This is a genomic window from Pseudoalteromonas sp. NS-SX12, assembly GCF_057367955.1.
In genome coordinates this window covers 1,601,022-1,624,075 of sequence record NZ_CM170634.1, presented here as the reverse complement: position 1 = coordinate 1,624,075, position 23,054 = coordinate 1,601,022, and the positions used below count along the sequence as shown (strand labels likewise).

Genomic DNA, 23,054 nt, shown 5'->3' with positions numbered 1-23,054 from the left:
GGCTGACTCACATAGAATAACTATGCCACGCAGCCTCTGCCTTGTATAAAACCCAATCAAACTGCTGCAAAAACGAACTTGAAAGGTCAACAGCCCCTAATAAAGCGCTGTCTTTTATCTTTAGCCTGAATTAGTAACACTAAATCAAGCCGTTTTACGCTTACCTATTCAGGCAAACTAATGAAATAAAGCACCTGCAACAAACTGCCAAAATTAACGGCCACATCTGCCGTTTCAGCAACAAGAGGCTTACCATGAACCGCAACCCCAAGGCCACTTGCCGCCATCATCACTAAGTCATTTGCACCATCACCCATTGCCATCGTTTGCGACTTATCAATATTAAGCTCTTTGGCATATTGCGTTAAAAAACGTGCTTTTTCGTCGGCATCAACAATTGTGCCCAACACCTTACCAGTAAGCGCTTTACCATTGTCTTCTAAGGTATTAGCGTGAACCGCATCAAGTTCAAGTAATGTTTGCACACGCTCAGCAAATGGAATAAAACCGCCTGATGCAATGGCAAGCGTCCACCCCTTCGCTTTTAAATGCTGACACAGTGCTTTTACGCCCGGCATTAACGGTAGGTTATCTTTAAGCTCTGCCATTAATTCGAGCGACACACCTTCTAATTTTGCAACGCGTTTTCGCAGGCTTTCAGAGAAGGGTAATGCCCCTTGCATTGCTTGGCGCGTAACACTGGCCACTTCGTCATACACATTGGCTAAACGGGCAATTTCATCGATGCATTCAATTTGAATAGCGGTTGAGTCCATGTCCATGACTAACAAACCAGGTTGGTTAATTGTTGGTGCATTTTCAAATACATTAACTTCTAACGCTTGATTTGGCGCCAAAAAGTCGCTCAACTGTTTTTTTACAGCCGCTACGTTTGCGCTAACTTTTAAACCCAACGCACTAGGTAAGTCTGGGTGAGGTGCTACTTTTGCAACCGCTGCCACAGGCAACGCTGAAAGCGAGGTTAATAACGCACTGCTTGGTTCAAGCTGTGACTGCAATGTAGAAAGCAAAACAAAACATGTTTCACTTGGCTCATTGGCCTCTGCAACTAAATGCCATTTATTATTCTCTAAGTTTGAGAAAAACTGCTCAAACTCCACCATACTTTCAAACATATGTGACACGCTCACTACTCGACTTATGTGTTGTTGCAATTTAACCAAGAAAAAAGCACACTGTCCAAAAGGCATTGAGCAAAATGAAAAAAAACCAAGACCGCAATCCGGCTTTCGCCTCAACATACCAAAGAATATCGCGCTTAATGATTGCTGCGATATGCTTTATTGCGCTTACCCATATTGGTTTTAACACTAGCTTTAAAGGCCACCAAATACTTAACAATCAAAGCCAAACCACAGCGCAAGGGCTAGCTCAGCAGTTGGCATTAAGTGCACGATTTGCCATCAAAGATCAAGATACCCAAGCATTAACACACCTAGTTAATAACTTTGCACAAGATGAATTTATTCAAACTGCTGCGGTGTTTGATAAGTTTGGGAATTTACTGTCGCAAAGCGATTTTGCGGCGTCTTATCAAGATTTATTAAAAACCCCAAATGCGCTACCCGGTTTATCTAAACTAGCGACACCGATTATTGATGATGTGTTTGTTGAGGGTGAACGTGTTGGCTTTGTTAGACTTACCTATACTTTTCCGGCCGCCATCCGCGACGGTCATGATTACCTGCATGAAGTAAGCAAGCAAATTGCCCTTATGTTGATTTTAAGTGTGGTATTAACTTGGGTATTAGCGCGTAAAATCAAGCGCTGGCAGGTTAAACGCTATATTCGCAATACTGAGCAAGACGAAGAGTAAAGCTGCTCGGCAAGCATTATTCGGGCGCTTTGGGTCTCAATACCTTTTAATTCGCACAACTCATCAAATACCCGCGTTATCTGCGACGGTGTATTGCGTTCACCTTGAAAACCATAAAGCGGCATTGAAGGTGCATCGGTTTCTAGCACTAAGTTTTCAATCGGCATACTGGCAATCACATCGCGTGTTTTTTGCGCACGCGCGTAAGTAATTGTGCCACCAACGCCTAACTTAAAGCCTTGCTCAATATAGTAATTAGCAACCTGCGCTGAGCCACTAAACGCGTGAATAATACCGCCACATTTTGGTTTTAGTATTTTAAACGCCTCTGCAATTAAGTCATGACTTTTACGATGATGCACCACCAGCGGTAATGACAACTGATTAGCAAGCTCAATATGCTGTAGAAAAAGCTGCTGTTGGTAATCAAGCTTGTCGATACTGCGATCGATACCGCACTCGCCTATCGCTACCAATGACTCGCGATGACTTTTAGTAAGCGTTGCAAGGCGCTCAAAATCGCCCTGTTGATGCTCATTTAAAAAATATGGGTGTAACCCAAGGGCTTTGTAAAACGTAATGCCTTGGGTATTTTCAAGGCAAAGTAGTTTAGCGCTTTGTGCAAGCGTTACGCCCGGTATCAGCATATGCGACACGTTACACGCTGCCGCATCTGTTAACACCTTGTCACGATCATTTTCAAACTCATCAAAGTCGATATGACAGTGCGTATCAAAAAACGCCATATTATGGATTTAAGCGCTGCTTAGTCCACACGCCATCTTCAAGTTTATACATAAAGCGGTCGTGCAAACGGTTTGCACCGCCTTGCCAAAACTCAATGTGATGCGGCTCAATGCAGTAGCCACCCCAAAATGACGGCAGTGGCACTTCGCCTTCACTAAACTTGTTCTTAATTTGTTGGAATTTTTCCATCAGCACTTTACGCGATGATACCGGGCGACTTTGTGCCGATGCCCATGCAGCTAGCTGACTCTCTTTTGGGCGCGATAAAAAGTACTTAGTCACCGCCAAATTTGATAATGGCTTTGCCGTACCATAAACAATTACTTGGCGCTCCAAGCTGTGCCATGGGAAATGCAAACTCACCTTGTTATTGCCTGCAATTTCCTGCGCCTTGCGTGACTCTGTATTGGTAAAAAAGACAAAACCATTTGGATTTACATCTTTTAATAACACAATGCGCTGCGACGGCTGACCATTGCTATCTACCGTTGCCACAACCATGGCTGTTGGGTCATCCAGCTTAGCGTCTACCGCTAATTGCAACCACGATTCAAACTGCTCAATTGGATTGTCTAACAGCTTCTCTTCAGACAAACCATCCTTTAAATACTCACGGCGAATATCATCAATTTTCATCATCTTTTCCAAAAGATATTGTATAAGCTTATGGTAAACAGATACGTGTGAAATACCAATAAAGATTGGTTATATAGTTGATTTAAAATAAAGGGTTGGGGTTAGATTGTTGCCAAAGCGTTCAGCATCTTCATCTCGACAGAAGTGTAATTTGACAGCATATTTGTCGCGCTGGCGACAACAGCCAAAGGGCGGCATGCGCCGGCCTCCCTTTGGAATCCCTCGGCGCCCCAAAATCAAACAGGTTCTTCAAACACAATTTAAATGTGAACATAAACGCCATGAATCGGCATCCATGCCTCAGCATGGCTTGCTCGACCGCTTCGCTCCCTGTCTCGCATTATTCATTTAAATTGTATTTTCAGGTTTGATTTAATGGGTGAGGGTGTGAAGCTAAACACCTGACGCAATGGCGAATTAGTGCCAAACTCGGCCGTTGGTAACGCCCTGTTAAAAGGCAAATTTAGTTGGCTATAATGTGAAGCGGAGCGAAACCAGCCAACTGAATTTTGTCCGCTTTTAAACAGTTTGTTATGTGAATTTACCCAATTTCCCATTCAGAAATGTCATCAACTGGACGTGGCAATCTACCCTCTAACCATTCAGCACAAGTTCCTGGCTTAAAGTCCAAATTTTCGCACTCTATTACCCAAGATAAGAACTCTTCAGGCCCCCCATTCATGTATGGCGGTGGCGACACAGGATAAAAAGATGTTGGAAGTCTCTCATCTAGTGATAAATAGTTTAGGACATGACCTAATTCTTGGACTGTATTCCATGCTAAATGATGAGTTGTATCAATTGTGAATTTAACCCACCAACTTTCGCTTTCTTCTGAGCCATACGCTATAGCACCAGTGACCGCTGGTACTTTTTCTAAGAACTCGATTAATTTTGTAAATGCTCGACTATCCATAATTCACATAACGCAGCAAATAAACGGCTAAAAATAGTTGGCTATAATTTGTGAGGTACGAACAAAGCCAACTGTTTTTTGTCCGCACCTTTAATTTGCTTTGTTAGGTGTATATTACACTCTGTTTTTTAATGCTAAAGGTGTTAACAGCATAGTTATTAAAACTATAAAAGCACCTAAAAATCCAATGCTTTGAAGATAAGTAACACCAGAAAAGCATAAAATTATTGCTATAACGAAAATGGCTATTTGAGAGAAACCTATAACGCGCCTTTTTCTAGCATTACCTTGACCACGAAAAACCCAAATCAAGGCGGTTGGTAAAGATACTAATAACAGAATAAGTAGTGGAAAAATTGCCCCTCCCCCTCCGTGTGTCACCCCAACCTCCTATACACCTAACATGTTTATAGCGAGCTAATCGCGCGTTTTTCTACCAAAGCGTCGCTCGTTTTTCTGAATGACTCATTTGTAGCAAACTTCTTAACTAATTGCCATTACTACTAAAATACAGTAGTTCTAGCTTTTGTTTCAGGACAAAAACGAGCGATTGGGTCGTTTTCCGGACTATGCAAGCAATATACTTTGACGAAATAGAAAAGCAATTTTGAATGACCGCTGTTCGCTCAAAGCTGATATTGAAAAGCGTTGCTAAGATTGATCACCCCCTTTAATCAAACCTGAAGCAATCGCTTAAATGAATAATACGAGACAGGAAGCGTAGCGAGTCGAGTAAGCCATGCTGAGGCATGGATGCCGATTCATGGCGTTTATGTTCACATTTAAGTGATAGATGAAGAACTGTTTGATTTCTGGGGCGTCGGGGGAATCCAAAGGGGGGCCGGCGTTAGCCCCCTTTTGGCTGCTGTCGCCAGCGCGACAACCATGTTTCAGAATGACTTTAGAGCCAATGGTAAGCCCAAAAGTTAAAGCGAAGCATATGCAGTAGGTTACATTTGCTCCATTACTTCGATACCTAGTAAATCCAGACCTTTAGCCAACGTCTTCGCCACTAAATTACACAACATTAAGCGGCTTTCTTTAGTTGCTGGCTCTACACCGTCTTTTAGTACCGGACATGCTTCGTAGAAGCTCATGTATAAGCTTGCAAGCTCATATAAGTAGCTACATAGAACGTGCGGCGTCGCGTCACCAATCATTTGGTCTAGCACTTCTTCAAACTGAATTAGTTTGATTGCTAACGCTTTTTCTTGTGCTTCAACAATTGAAATTGGCGCGTTTAAGCTTGCAGCGTCAATACCTGCTTTACGGAAGATACTGCGCACACGCGTGTATGCATACTGTAAGTAAGGCGCTGTTGCACCTTCAAAGCTCAGCATAGTATCCCAGTTGAAGATATAATCGCTGGTACGGTTCTTAGAAAGATCCGCGTATTTCACAGCGCCAATACCTACTTTACGAGCGATTTCAGCGCGTTCTTCAGCGCTTAGGTCTGATTCGCGTTCTGCTAGTTTGTCAGTTGCGCGGCTAACGGCTTCTTCTAGTAGCTCAGCTAGTTTAACTGTGCCACCAGTACGGGTTTTAAATGGTTTACCATCTTCACCCATCATGGTGCCGAATGGGCAGAACTCATACGTTGTTTCGTCACGTAACAGGCCTGCTTTACGTGCTGTTAACTCAACTTGGCTGAAGTGCAGGCTTTGACGCGCATCTACAAAGATTAAAATACGGTCTGCGCCTAGTTTATTAGAACGGTAATCACACGCTGCTAAGTCAGTAGTTGCATATAAGAAGCCACCACCTGATTTTTGCACGATAAATACAGATGGTTCACCATCTTTATTTGCAAGCTCATCAAGGAAAACTACTTGTGCACCTTGGTCTTCAACCGCAATGCCTTTCTCTTTAAGTAGTGTAATCACTCCAGACAAGCGATCGTTATACTTACTTTCCGCATATGTATCCTCTTTCTTAAGAGTTACATTTAATTCTTTATATGTTTCAAGGCAGTGATGCATCGATACATCTGTAAATGTTTCCCAGTGTGAAATTACTGATTTTTCACCTGATTGGAGTTTTACAACGTAGTCTCTAGCTCTTTCCGCAAAACCTTCTTCTTCGTCAAAGCGAACCTTAGCTTCCTTATAGAACTTTTCAAGATCTGACAAAGCTTGAGAAGCAATACCGTTATTTTCAAGTTGGTCTTCAAGATGAGCAATCAGCATACCGAATTGTGTACCCCAGTCACCTACGTGATTTTGACGGGTAACGGAGTCGCCGCGGAACGCAAGTGCGCGTACAACTGCATCACCTATAATGGTTGAACGTAAATGACCAACGTGCATTTCTTTTGCAAGGTTTGGCGATGAGTAGTCTACTACCACGTTTTGTGCGCTAGCATGCTCAGCCACACCCAGTTTTTCATCTTGGTTTGCAGATACAAGCGTGTCAGCTAAAAACTCTGGCTTTAAGTGAATATTAATAAAACCTGGGCCGGCAATTTCAGTTTGCGAAGCAATATCGCTAACATCTAAATTATCGATAATTTTTTGTGCAAGTTCACGCGGATTCGTTTTTAACTTTTTCGCAGCGCCCATTGCACCATTAATTTGGTAATCACCAAACTGCGGGCGGGTACTTTGTGTTACCGCTGGGTTGGTATCTTCTGGTAAGCCTGCTGCAACCATTGCTGCAACCGCTTTTTCTACTAATATCTGACGAATATTCATTCTCTATTTCCTGTTACACACCGCTTAGGAGTAATCTCAACCAAGCCATGTCATTTTTATTCGTTTTCAAAACTGATAACACCACACAATACGTTATCAATGTAACTTAACTTTTTAACTTAATAAATGCTGCGAGAGCGAAGCCGCAGAGTATTTTTCGCTAGGAGTTTAGTCCGCTAAAAAACTAACGAAAAATACGATAGCAATGACGCTATCACTCATCTTTCCATCGGCAATTTATCAATCACCCATCATATCTTCACTTTTTGCTAAATAAATGCAGCGAGAGCGAAGCCGCAGAGTATTTTTCGCTAGGAGTTTAGTCCGCTAAATGACTAACGAAAAATACGATAGCAATGACGCTATCGCAAATTTATGACGTAAAAATTAGTGTTCACGCGTCTGGTGGAACACAACTTCTGGATAACGCTCTTGCGACAAGTTTAAGTTAACACGTGTTGGTGCGATATAAGTTAAGTTATCACCACCGTCGAGTGCTAAGTTTACTTCGCATTTACGGCGGAATTCTTCTAGCTTTTTCGCATCATCACAAGTTACCCAGCGTGCTGTTGCAACGCTTACGCTTTCGTACATAGCATCTACGTTGTATTCGGCTTTTAAGCGCGCTACAACTACGTCAAACTGAAGCACACCTACCGCACCTACGATAAGGTCATTGTTTTGCAGTGGTCTAAATACCTGAACAGCACCTTCTTCCGAAAGCTGGATAAGGCCTTTAAGTAGCTGCTTTTGCTTAAGCGGGTCGCGTAAGCGAATACGACGGAATAATTCTGGCGCAAAGTTTGGAATACCGCTGAACTTAATTTTTTCACCTTGTGTAAAGGTGTCACCAATTTGAATCGTACCGTGGTTGTGAAGACCAATAATATCCCCTGCGTACGCTTCTGCTGCACGTTCACGGTCACCAGCCATAAAGGTTACCGCATCTGAAATGCTCACCTTTTTACCAATACGCACATGGTCCATTTTCATACCTTGCTCATACTTGCCCGATACAATACGCATAAAGGCAATACGGTCACGGTGTTTCGGGTCCATGTTTGCTTGGATTTTAAATACGAAGCCTGAGAACTTTTCTTCGTCAGCAGTAACGAGGCGGTCATCTGTTTGACGCGGCTGTGGTGCTGGTGCCCACTTAGTTAAACCGTCAAGCATATGGTCAACACCAAAGTTACCAAGTGCGGTACCAAAGAATACCGGTGTTAATTCACCTGCAAGGAAAAGTTCTTGGTCAAACTCGTGCGATGCACCTACCACTAGTTCAAGTTCTTCACGCAGTAATTCAGCCAGTTCTTCACCCACTGCTGCGTCAAGCTCTGGGTTATCTAACCCTTTAACAATACGTACTTCTTGAATTGTGTGACCTTGACCTGTTTGATACAAAATCGTTTCATCACGATGAATATGGTAAACACCTTTAAACTCTTTACCACAGCCAATTGGCCAGGTAACCGGAGCACACGCGATATTTAATTCGCTTTCAACTTCGTCCATTACTTCCATTGGGTCACGGATATCACGGTCGAGTTTGTTCATAAAGGTAACAATTGGCGTATCACGAAGACGCGTTACTTCCATTAGCTTACGGGTACGGTCTTCTACACCTTTCGCAGCGTCAATTACCATTAGGCACGAGTCAACCGCGGTGAGGGTACGGTAAGTATCTTCCGAGAAGTCTTCGTGTCCTGGGGTATCCAGTAGGTTTACCAAACAGTCGTTGTACGGGAATTGCATTACAGAGGTAGTAACCGAGATACCACGCTCTTTTTCCATTTCCATCCAGTCTGATTTAGCATGTTGATTCGAACCACGACCTTTTACTGTACCTGCTTTTTGCAGAGCTTGTCCGAAAAGAAGTACCTTTTCAGTAATGGTTGTTTTACCCGCATCCGGGTGGGAGATAATCGCAAAGGTGCGACGTTTGCCAACTTCAGTTGAAATACTGGACATGAATACCCGCCAATCGCTTAAAATTCAAGGTTAAAAATGGGGCGAAATTATACCTGTTTCACCACTTTAATAGCAATTAAAGCAGCGTGAATAAGTAGGATTTTTTCGTTTACATGCATCACTGTGCCATTAAAAAATTACTGTCTTCGCAAGAAATCCTCATGTTAGAATGATTAACTATGTCTAATATGTTGGTTTTCTTTGAATTTAACTACGCATATTGAATTGATATCCATATATGGCAAGGGAGAACGTAAGTGCCAGATCACGACTTCATTATTAAACTGCAGCAACTCAGTTTTCGATACAAAAGTAATGATGTCGATACGCTTAATAATCTTTCTCTTGCGATAAAGCCAGGTGAATGCGTTGGTTTAATTGGGCCAAATGGTGCGGGTAAATCGACCTTAATCTCGATTATTACTGGTTTACTCAGTGCTCAAACAGGCTCTGTTTGCTATGGCGATAACGCCACACCACGACAATTTATCAAACAACAGCTGGCACTTGTGCCGCAAGAGTACGCTTTTTATGAGCGTCTTACGGTTCAGCAAAATCTAGCGTATTTTGCCAGTTTACTCAAAACGAATAACTGCGATGAGTTAGTTACAAACACCTTAGCCCAATGCCAACTGAGTCACGTAAGCAGCAAAAAAGCCGATAATTTATCAGGTGGCTATAAACGCCGTTTAAACTTGGCAATTGCACTGTTAAAACAGCCTAGCGTATTGATTTTAGATGAGCCAACGGTAGGAATTGATCCGGTTTCTCGTGAGCTAATTATGCAGCTACTTGCCACATTAAAACAGCAAGGCACAACCATTATTTACACCTCGCATTTACTTACCGAAGTAGAGCAAATTTGCGATACGATTTATGGTTTAAAGCGTGGTGAACTTATTCATATAACAGCTCACAGCGAAAATGCGCCACTGCAAATTAACTTTGAAAGTGCATTGTGCGACGATGCCATCGCAGGCATTACAGCGTTATTACCAAATACACAATTAAACTCACCAAGCCAAATTGAAATAAGCTCGTGTAAAGAGCCGCTTGCTTTGCTCGCACAGCTTAACCAAGTTTCATTACCGCCTATTAGTGAAATCAATTATTCAACACTACACCTCGAAAACTACTATAAAGAGCTGTTTACAGAACTATGATTAAAGCGAGTATCATTAAAGAATTCCGGCTTATTTTTAGCGACTTACATAGCCTAGCTGTGCTCTTTTTAATGCCGATTAGCTTTATGTTGATTATGACATTTGCACTGAGTAATAAAGCGGAAGATTTAACTAAATCAATTAATTTAAACATCACCCAGCAGGATAGCAATTTGGCAGAATCGCTGCTCAAAGCCTATTTAAGTGATGTGGGATTTAGCCAAGATATAAACCAACAAGCCGATGTTACGCTTGAGCTTGCCAGTGGCTTTGAAAGTGCCCTATTTGCTGATCAGGCAAATTCTGTGATCACTTTTAGCCATGCAACTAGCTTATCACCTCAGATGACCAGCTTAGCAAAGCAACATTTGCAAATTGCTTTGGCGAAAGTAAAGCTCCATATTTACTTACTCGATGCTGGGCAATTATCTGAGTCCATGCCGCTTGCAGAGCAAATGTCACAAGTGAGCGAGCAAACCAACCAATTGAAGTTGGTGTCGTTTAAGCGCGAAGAAAACTACCAAGCAGTACAACACAGTATTCCATCTTGGTTAGTATTTGGTGTGTTTTTTATTGTTTTGCCGATTTCAATTACGCTTATTAGTGAAAGCCAAAACGGTACGTTATTGCGCGTTACCACCTTTCCAATTTCAAATACCGCATATTTTTCGGCCAAACTATTGGCGTTTTATTTAGTCAGTTTCACGCAAGCGATTGTACTGATGATTATTGGCTTTACGGTTATACCTAAATTGGTCGATGCGCCTAGCCTTAACGTATTGCAACTTGTGCCCGCCCTTCCTTTATTAGCCGTAACCTGTGCCACGGCCGTGACCTTTGGCGCGGTTATCGCAAGCCAAATAAAAAGTCATGAACAAGCGATTGTAATAGGCGGCGGCACTAACATTTTACTTGCGGCGATTAGTGGCTTAATGGTGCCTCTAGACATCATGCCCAAGGCGATGCAAACTATAGCGCAGCTTTCGCCTATGCACTGGGCGCAATCAGGACTTAAAAATTTATTTATCTCAGACTCGGACGTACTCAGCTTAACCACTGCCCTACCTTTAATAATCTTTTCAGTGATTTGTGGTGTATTGGCACTGTGGCTATTCGAGTTAAAAGTTAGGAAATTACAATGGAAATAGAAGAATTAAAAAACAAACTTAAACAACTTATTGTTGAAGAGTGTGACAAGGAAGATGAGATAGAATGGCACGAAATCGAAGACGATGCGCCGCTGTTTGGCAATGACTCTAAAGTCGGTTTAGATTCACTTGATGCCCTACAACTTGCTTTAATTATCAAACAAAACTTTGGTATTCGTGTTGAAAGTTCAAAAGAAAGTCGTAAAGACCTTTACTCAATAAACACCATAGTTGCACTTATTGAACGCGAAAAAAGTAAAGACCTTGCCTAGTTATATTATTGCTTCTGATTCGTGGTCGGCCTGTGGCCGCGGCAATGAATTACAGTTTTCCACAACGCAGTTTCAAACAGTAAAAACGGCAGAGCAAATTGACGTGCCGTTTTTTGCAATGCAAGATTTACCTGTTGATACCAGCGAAAAGCGTATTCTTTCATCGCTCTCAAGTGTTGTAGGCAATGCTGTAAAAAAAGCAGGACTAACTGCTGAACAGCTTGCCAATACTGCGATTATTCTCGGTTCAACCAGCTTAGATGTCAGTGCGGTAGAAGCCAAACCTGAGCAAACTATTTGGCTTACAAATACCGACCGTTTAAGTGGTTATTTAAAGCAGCAGTTTGCTACTTCTGACTTACACCTAACCATCAACACAGCATGCACTGCGGGCACTAACGCGGTTATTTTAGCCGACCAGTTGCTAAACCAAAATAAAGCGCAGTATGTCATTGTTGTTGGCTGTGAGTTTTACAACCCGCTAACGGTAGAAGGCTTTTATTCACTCGATTTACAAAGTAGCCAAGGGCTACGTACCTTTAGTGAGTCTCGCTCTGGGTTGGTACTTGGTGAAGGCGTTGCTGCGTTAGTTATGGCAAAACACACAACCTCACCATCGCAGTTAAAATTGGTTGGCTATGGTTCAGGCTGTGATCACTACAGTTTAACCATGACACAAGAATCTGGCGTACATATTCAAGCGATTATTGAAATGGCGCTTAAAAAAGCCAACCTAGATGCTAAACAAATTGATTTGATAAAAGTACACGGCACGGCCACCTTAAATAACGATCAGGCTGAGCTAAACGCATTTAATCAATGGCTTGAGCATGCGCCTATTTTTGCCTTTAAACCTTTTACTGGTCACACCTTAGGGGCTTGTGGCGTATTAGAATTAGCATTAATGGACTACTTGCATCAGCAACAGCTTGTTATACCAAGGCCAGAATACCTAAACACAGATACAATTTTAAGGCCGTTTAGTGACGCAAAGCTACTATCAAGTTACCAGCATATATTACTTAATCACTGTGGTTTTGGTGGTAATAACGCGGCATTAATTGTTGAGGTGGCTTGATGACATTAAACGTACTGAACTACGCGATTGTTGACGAACCACGCGACAAAACCAATAAGCAACTGCGCCAAGAATTAAAACACGATTTTGCGATTAATGGACGCAGACTCGATAATTTTACATTAACCGCAATGAAAGCTGTTGCTAAAATTGCATCGAGCTTAAACAGTGAAAACCGTTACGCACTGTTTAGTGCTGCACAGTATTTTTCATTGGAATTATTGCAAAGTTTACTGCTCGATTTAGCACAAAATACACCGCTTAAACCGCTCGATTTTGTTGCAACCGTAGGCAATGCTGCAAATTACTATTTGGCAAAACAGTTCAACCTAGAAGCAACCAATTTGTTCTTAGGGTGCACCGACAACAAACTAAGTAAAACGTTGTTAGTGGCAGAACTGGATTTATCTGAGCAAAACTCCGACGCTGCAATTATTGTAATTTGGCAAGAAAGTGAAAAAACGCGCCGCTGTTACGCGCTTTTAGTTGAATTAGCACCGCAGCAAGTAACAGACGTAAATGCACACGAACTAATCGCTCAATTGGATGCTGGTGCAAAAACACCGTTTGTGGTGAACTAAATTATTCTATTTGAAAGATAAACGATTATTTTCGTTTATCTTTCATTAATTTAATTTGGCTTTTACTGTTTTCAGATAATTTAAAGCTGGTTTTGGCAATTTTAGGTTTGCCGCCAAATAACATAGGGTTATTGGAAAAACCTACCGCTTCTTTGGGAATACCTGCGCGAGATAAATCGAGCTTTTGATTGGCGTTTTCGTCAACATATAAACGAACTGCGTACCAAGCCGTTGGCAAATCGTTAAAATCAACAGAGACATTTTGACCATTAATCGCAATATGCTGTTCTTGATAAGGCGTAAGCGACTGCCAATCTTTTGAATCTTGCGAAAAACCGAGTTCTGACTGAAAAAGCTGAACATGCAAAGTACCCAAAGCAGCCACATCATTTTCAACCTCAAGTGATAAGCTATTAGCGTTGGAGACAGCGCTAAATAAGGCAACCGACAAAATAATACTTCGCTTAAACATTAACATACAAAACATTGTCCAATTAAGATTCACTTAGATATTAATGTTTTATATAATAACTTCTTTTTAATGGAATAAATACTGTCTTAATAATGCGCAAAGTTCTAACTGTTAACTATTCACAAACTGGGCAACTATCAAGCATTTTGGGCTCAGTTGTTGGTCCTCTCAAGGAAAATAAAGAGATTACAGTTGATCACTTAGTGATCAAACCTAAGGTGGATTTCCCCTTTCCTTGGCCGTTCGGTCAGTTCTTTCGTGTATTTCCTGAAACCGTCGCAATGGATCCAATTGAGCTAGAACCGTTTGAAACTCAATTTGAAAAATACGACTTAATTATCCTTAGTTATCAAGTGTGGTTTTTAACCCCTTCGTTACCAATTTCATCTTTCTTGCAATTACCGCAAACAAAACAGCTTTTTAAAGACACCCCTGTTGTTACATTGATCGGTTGTCGCGGCATGTGGTTATCAGCGCAAGAAAAAATGAAAAAGCTATTAGCCGATGCCGATGCGAACTTGGTCGATAACGTCGTGCTTAGCGATGACTGCGGGGCTGCATTTAGCTTTTTAGCGACACCACTTTGGATGATGACAGGAAAGAAAAAGCCACTTAGTTGGGTGCCTGCGGCAGGTGTATCACAAACAGATATCGCTGATGCAAAACGCTTTGGTTATGCTATCAGACAACGCTTGTTATTGAATGATACCCAGATTACCCGCCCAATGTTTTTTGGCATGAAGGCAGTTAAGATAAATGAAAAATTGATTGCGAGTGAACGCGTTGGCAACCATAGCTTCTCTATTTGGTCGAAAATTCTTAAAAAATTCGGCTCACAGCAAAGCTTTGGCCGTGCCGTTGGATTAAGTGTGTATGTTGTATTCTTAGTGACTTTAATCCTCACCGTCGTGCCGATTACCGCAATTATTAAAAAGCTAATAGCGCCGTTAACACGCAAAAAAATTGCAAAACAAAAAGCCTATTACGCTGAACCATCTGGAGAGTAGTACATATGGGAAGTCCTGTTTATATTACAGCGATGGCTGACGCTTTACCGAACCAGCCTGTATCAAACAAAGAAATGGAAAATCTGCTCGGAATGGCTGGCAATAAACCATCACGAGCACGCGCTGTAATTTTGCGAAGCAACAAAATTAAGCAACGTTATTACGCAATCGATCCAGAAACCAAAGAAATGACGCACACAAATGCGTCGCTTGCAGCACAAGCAGTAAAAGGCCTTTTTACTGATCCAACTGAACTTAATCAGATTCAAAGTTTAATTGCGAGTACCAGCCAAGCAGACCAAACATTGCCTAACCATGGCGTAATGGTGCACGGTGAACTTAACAATCCGCCCTGCGAAGTGGTATCAACCTCAGGCATTTGCTTATGTGGTGTTACCGCACTTAAGTATGCCTACCTGAATATTAAAGCTGAAGAAGTTGAAAACAGCGTAGTGGTTGCCAGTGAAATTGCTTCTAGCATGATGACTGCTAAAAATTTCGATAAAGAATGCCAACACAAAGTAGAAACACTTGAACAAAACCCTGAAGTAGCCTTTGAAAAAGACTTCTTACGTTGGATGCTGTCTGACGGTGCAGGTGCCGCATTTTTACAAAACAAACCTGTAGCGGGACAACTCAATCTGAGAATCGATTGGATTGATATTATTTCGTATGCCAATGAATTAGAAACCTGTATGTACGCCGGTGCAGTAAAACAAGATGACGGTCAACTTAAAAGCTGGACCCGTTTTTCTGCAGAAGAGGTGACACAACAGTCGATTATGACGGTCAAGCAAGATGTGCGTTTACTGAACGAAAACATTGTAAAATATACCGTAGAAGACGCACTAAGCCGCATCATTGAAAAACGTAAACTCGTTGCCAGTGATTACGCCTTATTTGTACCTCACTACTCATCGGGTTATTTCAGAGAACGTTTATATGCAGGACTTGAAAACATCGACTTTACGATTCCATACGAAAAGTGGTACACCAACTTAACTGAGCGAGGCAACACAGGTTCGGCTTCTATTTTCATTATGTTATCGGAGCTACTGCGTTCGAATACCCTTGAAAAAGGTCAGCAGTTACTTTGTTACATTCCTGAAAGTGGTCGTTTCTCAAGTGGCTTTATGCAGTTAACGGTTGAATAACGGTGAAAAAAGATCAGGTCCCTCAGGACAACTCAAAAATTTACCAAGGACAATCAAAGCTGGTATATGCCGTTGATGAAACGGGCCATTATGCCGGTGTAAAGTCGTCTGGCTGGGATGTCGAATCATTTGCCACCCAGTATGCTGTTGACGATCTTAATCAACAAGCCGAAGATACTTTAGCCGAAGTGCAGCAAGGCAAGGTTTCAGCACTTAAGTACCATATGCTTTGCGCACGTCACGATGTGTTATCCCTATCTCAAGTTACGGGCTTTTTTCAGTGGCAAATAAAACGCCATTTTAAGCCACGTGTATTTAACACACTTTCAACCAAAGCCCTCGCCCGTTACTGCGAGGCACTTGCCATTACCGAACAACAATTAAAGGAAATACCAGAGCAACATGACGCCAGTTTTAAACAACCTAGTGCATAACCAATCTTCACATTGCGAAAGTGGCGTTGTATCAAATATGCTATCAACCAATGGCTTCAACATTTCTGAGCCAATGGCGTTTGGTATTTCATCGGCAATGAGCTTTGCCTATTTGCCATTCGTTAAAGTAGCCGGTATGCCACTGATTGCTTATCGCATGCCGCCAAAAACCATTATTAATACAGTGACTAAAAAGCTTGGCATTACCTTGCACCGAGAAAAATTCTCAAGTGCTGACAAAGGTATGGCAAAACTAGATGAGGTTTTAGCCGAAGGCAAAGTAGTTGGTTTACAAACCTCGGTTTATTGGTTGCCCTACTTCCCTGATGAAATGCGCTTTCACTTTAATGCACACAATTTAATGGTTTACGGAATTGATGCTAACGATCACTACCAAATTAGCGACCCTGTTTTTGAACATACTGTAACCTGCCCTAAACGTGATTTAGAAAAAGCACGCTTTAGTAAAGGTGCACTTGCACCAAAAGGCTTAATGTATTGGGTTGATAATGTGCCAAAAGAAGTGGATTTAACACCACATATTTATTCTGGCATAAAGAAAACAGCAAAAATGATGGCTGGTTTACCAGTTCCGGGCATTAACTTGTTTGGCACCCAAGGTATGGAAAAGTTAGCGAAAGATATTGAAAGACTCGATCGCAAACCAAAGAAATACCGTCATTTATTTTTGGCGCATATTGTACGAATGCAAGAAGAAATCGGCACAGGTGGCGCTGGTTTTCGCTTTATGTTTGCCAGCTTTTTAGATGAAGCTGCAAACTATACAAACAATCAAGCAATGTTTGAAGCATCGCAAATGGCAACTGAAATCGGTGATAACTGGCGTAATCTTGCGTCGCTTGCTGTTAATCACTGCCGCAGTAAGACACCTGTACCACTTAGCGATATCGCGGCGCAGTTACGTGATTGCGCTAAGCAAGAAACAGAACTGAGAGCCCGCCTGCTGGCAATTAAATAACCCATATATTAGTAAGTAATTTCTTTATTACTGCCAACCTTAAGCCTATGTGTCGAGTTGTTTACAACCACTGCCATAGGCTTTTAGCATAAATACCTATTGCAACTAAACTGTGCTATCGTTGACCTATAAATCTAATAATATTCGATATTGAATGTGTAACAGCTATGGCTAGCCGAATTAATTTTCTCAGTGTTGCAATACTTTTAGCTATTTCAGCTCAAGCAAATCATGCTGACGCTATTGATTACGATTTGGAATCTCTACAAGCACTTAGTTTAAAAGACTTGCTCAATGTGCAAGTGCAAACTGCTAGCCGCAAAAAGCGCTCACTTCTTGATGCCCCTGCAAATATTAAAATAGTCACCGCAGAGCAAATAAAGCAACGTGGATACCAAAACCTGATTGATATCTTACGTGATGTACCCGGTTTTGATTTTAGCAATCACTATGATGGTGCTGGGGAATACACTAGCCACAGTATCAATCGTGGGATCGGTGGCACCCCAGGTAATGTGCAATTGCTCATTATGATTGACGGCATTGTACAAAACCATATCGCATTTAATTGGTCGCAGCCTTGGGGCAATCAGCAAATTCTCGCTGATATTGAACGCATTGAAATAGTACAAGGCCCAGGCTCTGCAAGTTACGGTGCCAATGCGTATTCGGGCGTTGTTCACTTTATTACAAAAAGTGCCGCAAACACATCAGGGCAGCGCATGAGCTTACTTGCCGGAGAGCACGGCACGCAGTCTGCGCAGTTTATGCTTAACCATCAACTTTCAGAATTGCGCTTGCAACTTGCTGGTCGTTATTTTAAACGCGATGGAGATTCAGGGCTTGAAAGCTACGACCCTGCAGGCTACTTTGCCAATCATTTATTTCCGAATTATCAACTACAGAGTTATAACGCCAACGGCTACACCACCAATACGCCACACCCATTTGCTAACCAATATCAAGGCGCGGGATTTAATAACCAAAGCGATGATTCAGCATTAAGAGGTAAACTAGTTTGGCAAAATCCACATCAGTATAAGCGTGGTATTCAACTCATTAAGGTAGGCTTTAATACTTGGCAGCAGGAGCAAGGGCTCGGCAGCTATGTAACAGGTTTTGAATACCAAACACGCGATGCATCGTATAAAAAACACCAAAGCGCACAGCACTATTATTTGGATTTTGACTACCAATATTCGCCCGAGCTGATATTGCAAACGCGGATATGGCAAAGAGAAAACGAACAAAAACCCGATACCGGCTTTAAGTACAGCTATCGCTTTGTAGATTTAATAAAAAGTTATCATAGCGTGAGTGAACAGCGCGCATTTGAACAACAACTCAATATTTCAAAGCTATACGATATAGACTGGCAAATTGGTTATCGCTTAATGCGCTCAAAGAAAATGGGCCAAGTGGTTTCGCTCGGCGATTATCAAATAGGTCAACAAGCTTCAACATCATCTGATTGGTTAGCGGCAGAGGCTGGATTAGGACTCAATGTATACAGCGAATACCCTCTTGAGCATGTTGATGAACAAGCGGTGTATGTAGAAGCCCAAGGCTACCTAAATGATCGCCTAAATTACACCTTAGGAATGCGCTATGACCACAGTGACGCCTACGGCGGAACAACTAACCCAAGAGCTGCAATTAACTATAACGCCAGCCAGAGCTTAGTGTTTAAACTGCTCTATGGACAAGCCTTCCGCGAGCCTAGTATTTTTGAGCTCAATGATGAGTTTCGTGGTAATCCAAACCTAAAACCAGAACAAGTCAGAACCACAGAGCTTGTTAGCCATTATTTTTACGAACAGCAAAAACACCAGTTAGATATTAAGACCGCACTTTACTACAGCAAAGAAGATAACCGTATTAGGCTAGATATTAGTGATGAGAATAATAACTTCCGTTACGACACTAGCAGCACAGTAAGCTATGAAAACGCAAAACACAGCGACTACTGGGGCGTCACGTTAGATACGAGTTATACCTATAATCAAAGCATATCGGCGTACTTTAATTATCATTACTCCGATGGCGACCAAGATTTAGCTGCGAATGCGCTTAATCACACCACAGATCACAAAATTAATTGGGGCATTAATTACCGCGTTATGCCAAACCTCACAATTGACTTACGCGCAAATCACCTAATCAATCGCAATGCACCAACCAGTAACGCTTATTTTGATAAGCATGCACCTAGTTTATCGCTATATAACTTAGTGCTATCAGCACCAAATTTAACAATTTCGGGCATAAACCTTACACCACAACTCATTGTTAAAAACCTATTTGATAAACAATACACCTTGGTTGGTAGGCAAGATGGCGCCAGCGACATTAATGAGTATGATATTGAGCGAAATGCCGATCCTCAGGGTTTCACACCAGCCTATCACCCGCAAATGGGACGCACCCTAGCGTTACAAGTATTGGTAAGCTTTTAATCGACTATCTAAATGAAATTGAAAGCGTAGATAGGCACGTTAGTGCTTATTAAGAGGCGTGTTGGTATAAAGGGTTAATTGTTTAACCTAATCAAGGTTAGTTATAAAGCGTTGCAATATCGAGCACCGTTTTATCCCAGCTAAGTCCTGTAGCATCGCTGCTCTTTTTATTAAGAAAGAACATCGGGCGGCCATTTTTAACACTTAACCCCAATGTTATGCCCTGCTTTACCAGATCAATTTCATTAGTCACCAGCAAGCTATTAAACTTCAAACTATAAATAAGTGCATCACTTAAATTTACTTGGCTATCAAGGTAAATAATATCGTAAGCTTTGTTTGGTAGTGTATTACCAAACTTAATATTACCTAGCTGCTCGTTGCGCTGTTTGGCTTTTAGTAAATTAAACGCCTGGTAAACTGCTTGGTCATTAATAACAAAAATAGAAAGCTTAGGCTTAACTGACAATGCCTTTTCATATGGCATTAACTTGGAAAGTAATACAACCTGCAAATTTGCCGGCAATTCGCTGGCCATGCTGAATGTTGATAAGCTGAAAAGCACTAACAATAGTACGAATAGCCGTTTTAACTTATTAACTGAGTTTAGCAACACTGTTCGACTATTATCTTGCTGTAAAACTTACACATAATGCTTATTTGAGACTCCTTTTCGATAAGCTATCGTATTCCAAAACGACAATGCAACATACATGCAAATTATTGTACTGATTGTAATTATATTCTTATACTAGTACAAAAATATGCTAGATTATAGAAGAACTTTTGCTGAAAAATGGAAAACGATGAATAACAACAAGTTGAGTGTAAGACTGCTGTGGTATATTACTCCCCTTGTGATTATTCCTATGGCAATTCAAGGGGTATTCTCCCTTTCCAACGTTACCAGCTCTTCCGAAAAACAAGCCGAAGCAATTGTTACACGCTTTGTCGAACAGCAAGTTTCAAAAAGCCAAAATTACACACAATTGTACAGTTCTATTATTGAATTACTTTCCGCCTCACCCGATCTCAGCCAGTACTTAATTTACAGTTACGATGAACACAATCGCCCGTCAAAAGAGCGTACAAAATTAGTATCAGCACTGGTGGATGAGTTTGGTAATTACGTCGATTCATTTTCTCACATTCTCAGCATTGGTGTAATTAACCCACAAGGCGAAGTACTTAGTTACTACCCCAAAGCTGTGCTTGAAACACGAGAAAGCTACCCGTTCAGCGAACAGCTGACAAATAGTCGTAAGCAACAAAATTTGTTTTTCGTTACAGAGAACGACAACACCTCGATTTATCTAACCTATCGCTTATTTGATTCGCGATTTACCCTCGACTCACCCAAAGTTTTGGGATATTTAATTTTTCATATCAATAACAGTGAAATTGCGAAAAGTGTTGCTAATAACTACTTTTCTGACACGGTTAATTTCATTATGGATAGCTCAGGTAAAATCCTGTTCTGCAATCAAGTTGATATTAATAACCGCTATGTATCTGAATTCGAGCTGCAATTACTGAAAAAAACAGCCAATACAGGCCTTTTTAGTCAAGTGGCACTGCGTACGTTAGCTGATGAAAAACGTATGATCTTAGCGCACTCAATGGGCAATGATTTATACTTTGTTACCGCGCTAAATAAAGATTCGCTCTATAAAGCAGGTAAAACCATAACCATGTACACCGCATTATTAATTCTTGCGACTGCGGTGTTTTTACCAGGCATTATTTTCTTAGTTGTACGTCGCATGCTGTTAAAGCCAATTGAATCACTTGCCGAGGCCAGCCATAAAGTGGGAGACGGTAATCTCAACGTAAAACTACCAATCGACCGCAGTGACGAATTAGGTATGTTATTTCAAGATTTTAACCATATGGTTAATCAAATTAAGCAATACCAAAATGAATTACTCGACTATCGCGAGCACTTAGAAGAAAAAGTAGTTACGCGTACTCAAGCCATCGCAAAAATTAATAAAAAGCTCGAAAAAGCAATAATTGAAGCTGAGCAAGCTAACCATTTGAAAAGCCGTTTCCTTGCCAATATGAGCCATGAAATTCGCACGCCACTTACAGCAATTATGGGCTTTACCGAAACCATCTTAACGCAAGAATCAAATAACAAAAAAGCTAAGTATTTAAGTACCGTATTGCGCAACTCTAAGCACTTGCTTGAGCTTATTAATAACATTCTCGACCTTTCTAAAATTGAAGCCGATAAACTCGAAGTTGAAACACGCGCATTGGAGCTTATTCCGTTTATTAACGATATTAAAAGCGTGATTGAGCCAATGGCGATGGATAAGAAGCTTACTTTAAGCCTAAATATCGAATACCCATTGCCAAGCATTATTCATAGCGATGAAACGCGTCTTAAACAAATACTGCTCAATATTTGTAGCAACGCCGTTAAGTTTACCGAAAAAGGCGAAGTGGCATTAAACGTTCGTTATTCACCTTCAACTGAGAAACTAATCTTTACCGTGATTGATAGTGGTATCGGTATGTCACAACAAGAGCAAGAGCGCGCGTTTAAACCATTTGAGCAAGCCGACATCAGTACTACTCGTAAGTTTGGTGGTACAGGGCTAGGCTTATGTATTGCTAAAAACCTAGCACAGATATTGGGTGGCGATATCACTGTAAACAGCAAGCTAAGTGAAGGCAGTACCTTTGAAATAATCGTGGCAACAAACAATCAAAACCAACAAATCACCATGATTAACAGCGACGATTCAGCTCAAGCAATGTTAAAAGAAGAACACACAACCCATGCCCAGCAGTTTGAAGGCAATATTTTGGTCGCGGAAGACAATAAAGACAACCAAGACCTGATCCGCTTATTGCTCAGTCAATGGGGCATCTCACCTGACTTTGCCAATAATGGCGCAGAAGCGGTAGAGCAAGCATTAACCAATGATTACGACCTGATCCTAATGGATATGCAAATGCCGGTAATGGGTGGCTTAGAGGCGACAGAAATGCTGCGTAATGCAGCCTTTGATGGGCCAATTGTTGCGCTAACGGCAAACGTAATGAAAAACGATGTTGACGCCTATCTCGAAGCTGGGTGTAACAAGGCGCTTGCAAAGCCAATTGATAAATCACAACTTGAACAAACATTACAGCAATTTTTGGCGCTTGACCGCAGCAGTCAGCAAAACTGGGAAGAGTTATTCCAGGGCGAGCGTTTTAAACAAATCAGTAGCAATTACAAAGCTAAGCTACCTAATTTATTAGAACAAATCGCTCATTTAAATGAGCAACAAGATCTCAATGAATTACTCGCATTAGCCCACAGCATTAAAGGCAGTGCAGGTTGTTTTGGCTTTAATCATATTAGTGATGCCGCCGCCGAATTAGAATCATGTATTCGCGACCATAATGAAGATGGCCTTGATTATCATATTCTCAAACTTGAGCAAGCAATTATATTTATACTTAATCTAAAAGAGGAAGATTAGGACAAGTTTAATATGTGGTTAGGTATAGCGCTGT

At 41.4% G+C, this 23,054-nt stretch carries 21 protein-coding genes; 12 read left to right on the top strand and 9 right to left on the bottom strand.

Translation table 11 applies throughout. The annotated features are described in order from the left end of the window. Window positions 1-164: 164 nt before the first annotated feature. A complete protein-coding gene (gene serB / locus AC2IOM_RS07595; RefSeq protein ID WP_486359555.1) occupies window positions 165-1,136 on the bottom strand; it encodes a phosphoserine phosphatase SerB in 972 nt (323 codons plus the stop codon). 83 nt (window positions 1,137-1,219) lie between these two features. Between serB and AC2IOM_RS07590 the strand changes: the two genes are divergently transcribed. Continuing rightward, the gene (locus tag AC2IOM_RS07590; RefSeq protein ID WP_475152286.1) at window positions 1,220-1,837 is read left to right on the top strand and encodes an AhpA/YtjB family protein; all 618 of its coding nucleotides are present in this window, start codon (window positions 1,220-1,222) and stop codon (window positions 1,835-1,837) included. Here the strand turns inward: AC2IOM_RS07590 and AC2IOM_RS07585 are convergent. The 6 genes from AC2IOM_RS07585 to prfC form a co-directional block, all read right to left on the bottom strand. Beyond that, entirely contained in the window at window positions 1,804-2,583 is a 780-nt protein-coding gene (locus AC2IOM_RS07585) for a TatD family hydrolase (protein WP_486358013.1), read from the bottom strand. The genes AC2IOM_RS07590 and AC2IOM_RS07585 overlap by 34 nt on opposite strands. A 1-nt stretch (window position 2,584) precedes the next feature. Further along, window positions 2,585-3,220, bottom strand: a complete 636-nt coding sequence (gene pdxH, locus AC2IOM_RS07580; protein WP_486358012.1) for a pyridoxamine 5'-phosphate oxidase — start codon at window positions 3,218-3,220, stop codon at window positions 2,585-2,587. A gap of 541 nt (window positions 3,221-3,761) precedes the next feature. Continuing rightward, window positions 3,762-4,136: a hypothetical protein gene (locus AC2IOM_RS07575; protein ID WP_486358011.1), complete on the bottom strand. Its 375-nt coding sequence runs from the start codon at window positions 4,134-4,136 to the stop codon at window positions 3,762-3,764. Between the two features lie 114 nt (window positions 4,137-4,250). Continuing rightward, window positions 4,251-4,517: a hypothetical protein gene (locus tag AC2IOM_RS07570; RefSeq protein WP_486358010.1), complete on the bottom strand. Its 267-nt coding sequence runs from the start codon at window positions 4,515-4,517 to the stop codon at window positions 4,251-4,253. A 569-nt stretch (window positions 4,518-5,086) separates the two neighbouring features. Beyond that, window positions 5,087-6,826 carry an arginine--tRNA ligase gene (gene argS / locus AC2IOM_RS07565; RefSeq protein WP_486358009.1) on the bottom strand — a complete coding sequence of 580 codons (1,740 nt, stop codon included), beginning with the start codon at window positions 6,824-6,826 and terminating at the stop codon, window positions 5,087-5,089. 387 nt (window positions 6,827-7,213) lie between these two features. Then, entirely contained in the window at window positions 7,214-8,797 is a 1,584-nt protein-coding gene (gene prfC / locus AC2IOM_RS07560; protein ID WP_138630344.1) for a peptide chain release factor 3, read from the bottom strand. A 257-nt stretch (window positions 8,798-9,054) separates the two neighbouring features. Between prfC and AC2IOM_RS07555 the strand changes: the two genes are divergently transcribed. The 5 genes from AC2IOM_RS07555 to AC2IOM_RS07535 are packed head-to-tail and all read left to right on the top strand — an operon-like array spanning window position 9,055 to window position 13,039. Next, window positions 9,055-9,960, top strand: a complete 906-nt coding sequence (locus AC2IOM_RS07555) for an ABC transporter ATP-binding protein (protein WP_486358008.1) — start codon at window positions 9,055-9,057, stop codon at window positions 9,958-9,960. Then, the gene (locus tag AC2IOM_RS07550; protein ID WP_486358007.1) at window positions 9,957-11,108 is read left to right on the top strand and encodes an ABC transporter permease; all 1,152 of its coding nucleotides are present in this window, start codon (window positions 9,957-9,959) and stop codon (window positions 11,106-11,108) included. Before AC2IOM_RS07555 ends, AC2IOM_RS07550 begins: the two co-directional genes overlap by 4 nt. Beyond that, window positions 11,099-11,380: a phosphopantetheine-binding protein gene (locus tag AC2IOM_RS07545; RefSeq protein ID WP_010561839.1), complete on the top strand. Its 282-nt coding sequence runs from the start codon at window positions 11,099-11,101 to the stop codon at window positions 11,378-11,380. Before AC2IOM_RS07550 ends, AC2IOM_RS07545 begins: the two co-directional genes overlap by 10 nt. Beyond that, the gene (locus tag AC2IOM_RS07540; protein WP_486358006.1) at window positions 11,373-12,458 is read left to right on the top strand and encodes a beta-ketoacyl synthase N-terminal-like domain-containing protein; all 1,086 of its coding nucleotides are present in this window, start codon (window positions 11,373-11,375) and stop codon (window positions 12,456-12,458) included. Before AC2IOM_RS07545 ends, AC2IOM_RS07540 begins: the two co-directional genes overlap by 8 nt. Next, a complete protein-coding gene (locus AC2IOM_RS07535) occupies window positions 12,458-13,039 on the top strand; it encodes a hypothetical protein (protein ID WP_486358005.1) in 582 nt (193 codons plus the stop codon). The genes AC2IOM_RS07540 and AC2IOM_RS07535 overlap by 1 nt, the downstream gene beginning before the upstream one ends. A 25-nt stretch (window positions 13,040-13,064) precedes the next feature. Here AC2IOM_RS07535 and AC2IOM_RS07530 read toward each other — a convergent pair whose 3' ends face one another. Next, window positions 13,065-13,511, bottom strand: coding sequence for a DUF2141 domain-containing protein (locus AC2IOM_RS07530; RefSeq protein WP_336435471.1), 447 nt, complete (start codon window positions 13,509-13,511; stop codon window positions 13,065-13,067). Window positions 13,512-13,603: 92 nt separating this feature from the next. Between AC2IOM_RS07530 and AC2IOM_RS07525 the strand changes: the two genes are divergently transcribed. The 5 genes from AC2IOM_RS07525 to AC2IOM_RS07505 all read left to right on the top strand — a co-directional run bounded on the left by AC2IOM_RS07525 (window position 13,604) and on the right by AC2IOM_RS07505 (window position 19,541). Then, complete coding sequence (locus AC2IOM_RS07525; RefSeq protein WP_486358004.1) at window positions 13,604-14,518, top strand: dialkylresorcinol condensing enzyme; 915 nt, start codon at window positions 13,604-13,606, stop codon at window positions 14,516-14,518. A 5-nt stretch (window positions 14,519-14,523) separates the two neighbouring features. Next, window positions 14,524-15,672 carry a beta-ketoacyl-ACP synthase III gene (locus AC2IOM_RS07520; RefSeq protein WP_100913966.1) on the top strand — a complete coding sequence of 383 codons (1,149 nt, stop codon included), beginning with the start codon at window positions 14,524-14,526 and terminating at the stop codon, window positions 15,670-15,672. 2 nt (window positions 15,673-15,674) lie between these two features. Continuing rightward, window positions 15,675-16,106: a DarG family dialkylresorcinol biosynthesis protein gene (locus AC2IOM_RS07515; RefSeq protein ID WP_336435473.1), complete on the top strand. Its 432-nt coding sequence runs from the start codon at window positions 15,675-15,677 to the stop codon at window positions 16,104-16,106. After that, complete coding sequence (darH, locus tag AC2IOM_RS07510; protein WP_105170486.1) at window positions 16,075-17,085, top strand: BtrH-related acyltransferase DarH; 1,011 nt, start codon at window positions 16,075-16,077, stop codon at window positions 17,083-17,085. The genes AC2IOM_RS07515 and darH overlap by 32 nt, the downstream gene beginning before the upstream one ends. A gap of 167 nt (window positions 17,086-17,252) precedes the next feature. Then, window positions 17,253-19,541 carry a TonB-dependent receptor plug domain-containing protein gene (locus AC2IOM_RS07505; RefSeq protein ID WP_486358003.1) on the top strand — a complete coding sequence of 763 codons (2,289 nt, stop codon included), beginning with the start codon at window positions 17,253-17,255 and terminating at the stop codon, window positions 19,539-19,541. A gap of 97 nt (window positions 19,542-19,638) precedes the next feature. Here the strand turns inward: AC2IOM_RS07505 and AC2IOM_RS07500 are convergent, their stop codons facing one another. Next, window positions 19,639-20,079: a YfiR/HmsC family protein gene (locus AC2IOM_RS07500; RefSeq protein ID WP_158683300.1), complete on the bottom strand. Its 441-nt coding sequence runs from the start codon at window positions 20,077-20,079 to the stop codon at window positions 19,639-19,641. Between the two features lie 268 nt (window positions 20,080-20,347). Here AC2IOM_RS07500 and AC2IOM_RS07495 point away from each other — a divergent pair, with 268 nt between their 5' ends. Continuing rightward, complete coding sequence (locus tag AC2IOM_RS07495) at window positions 20,348-23,020, top strand: ATP-binding protein (protein WP_486358002.1); 2,673 nt, start codon at window positions 20,348-20,350, stop codon at window positions 23,018-23,020. Window positions 23,021-23,054: the final 34 nt, after the last annotated feature.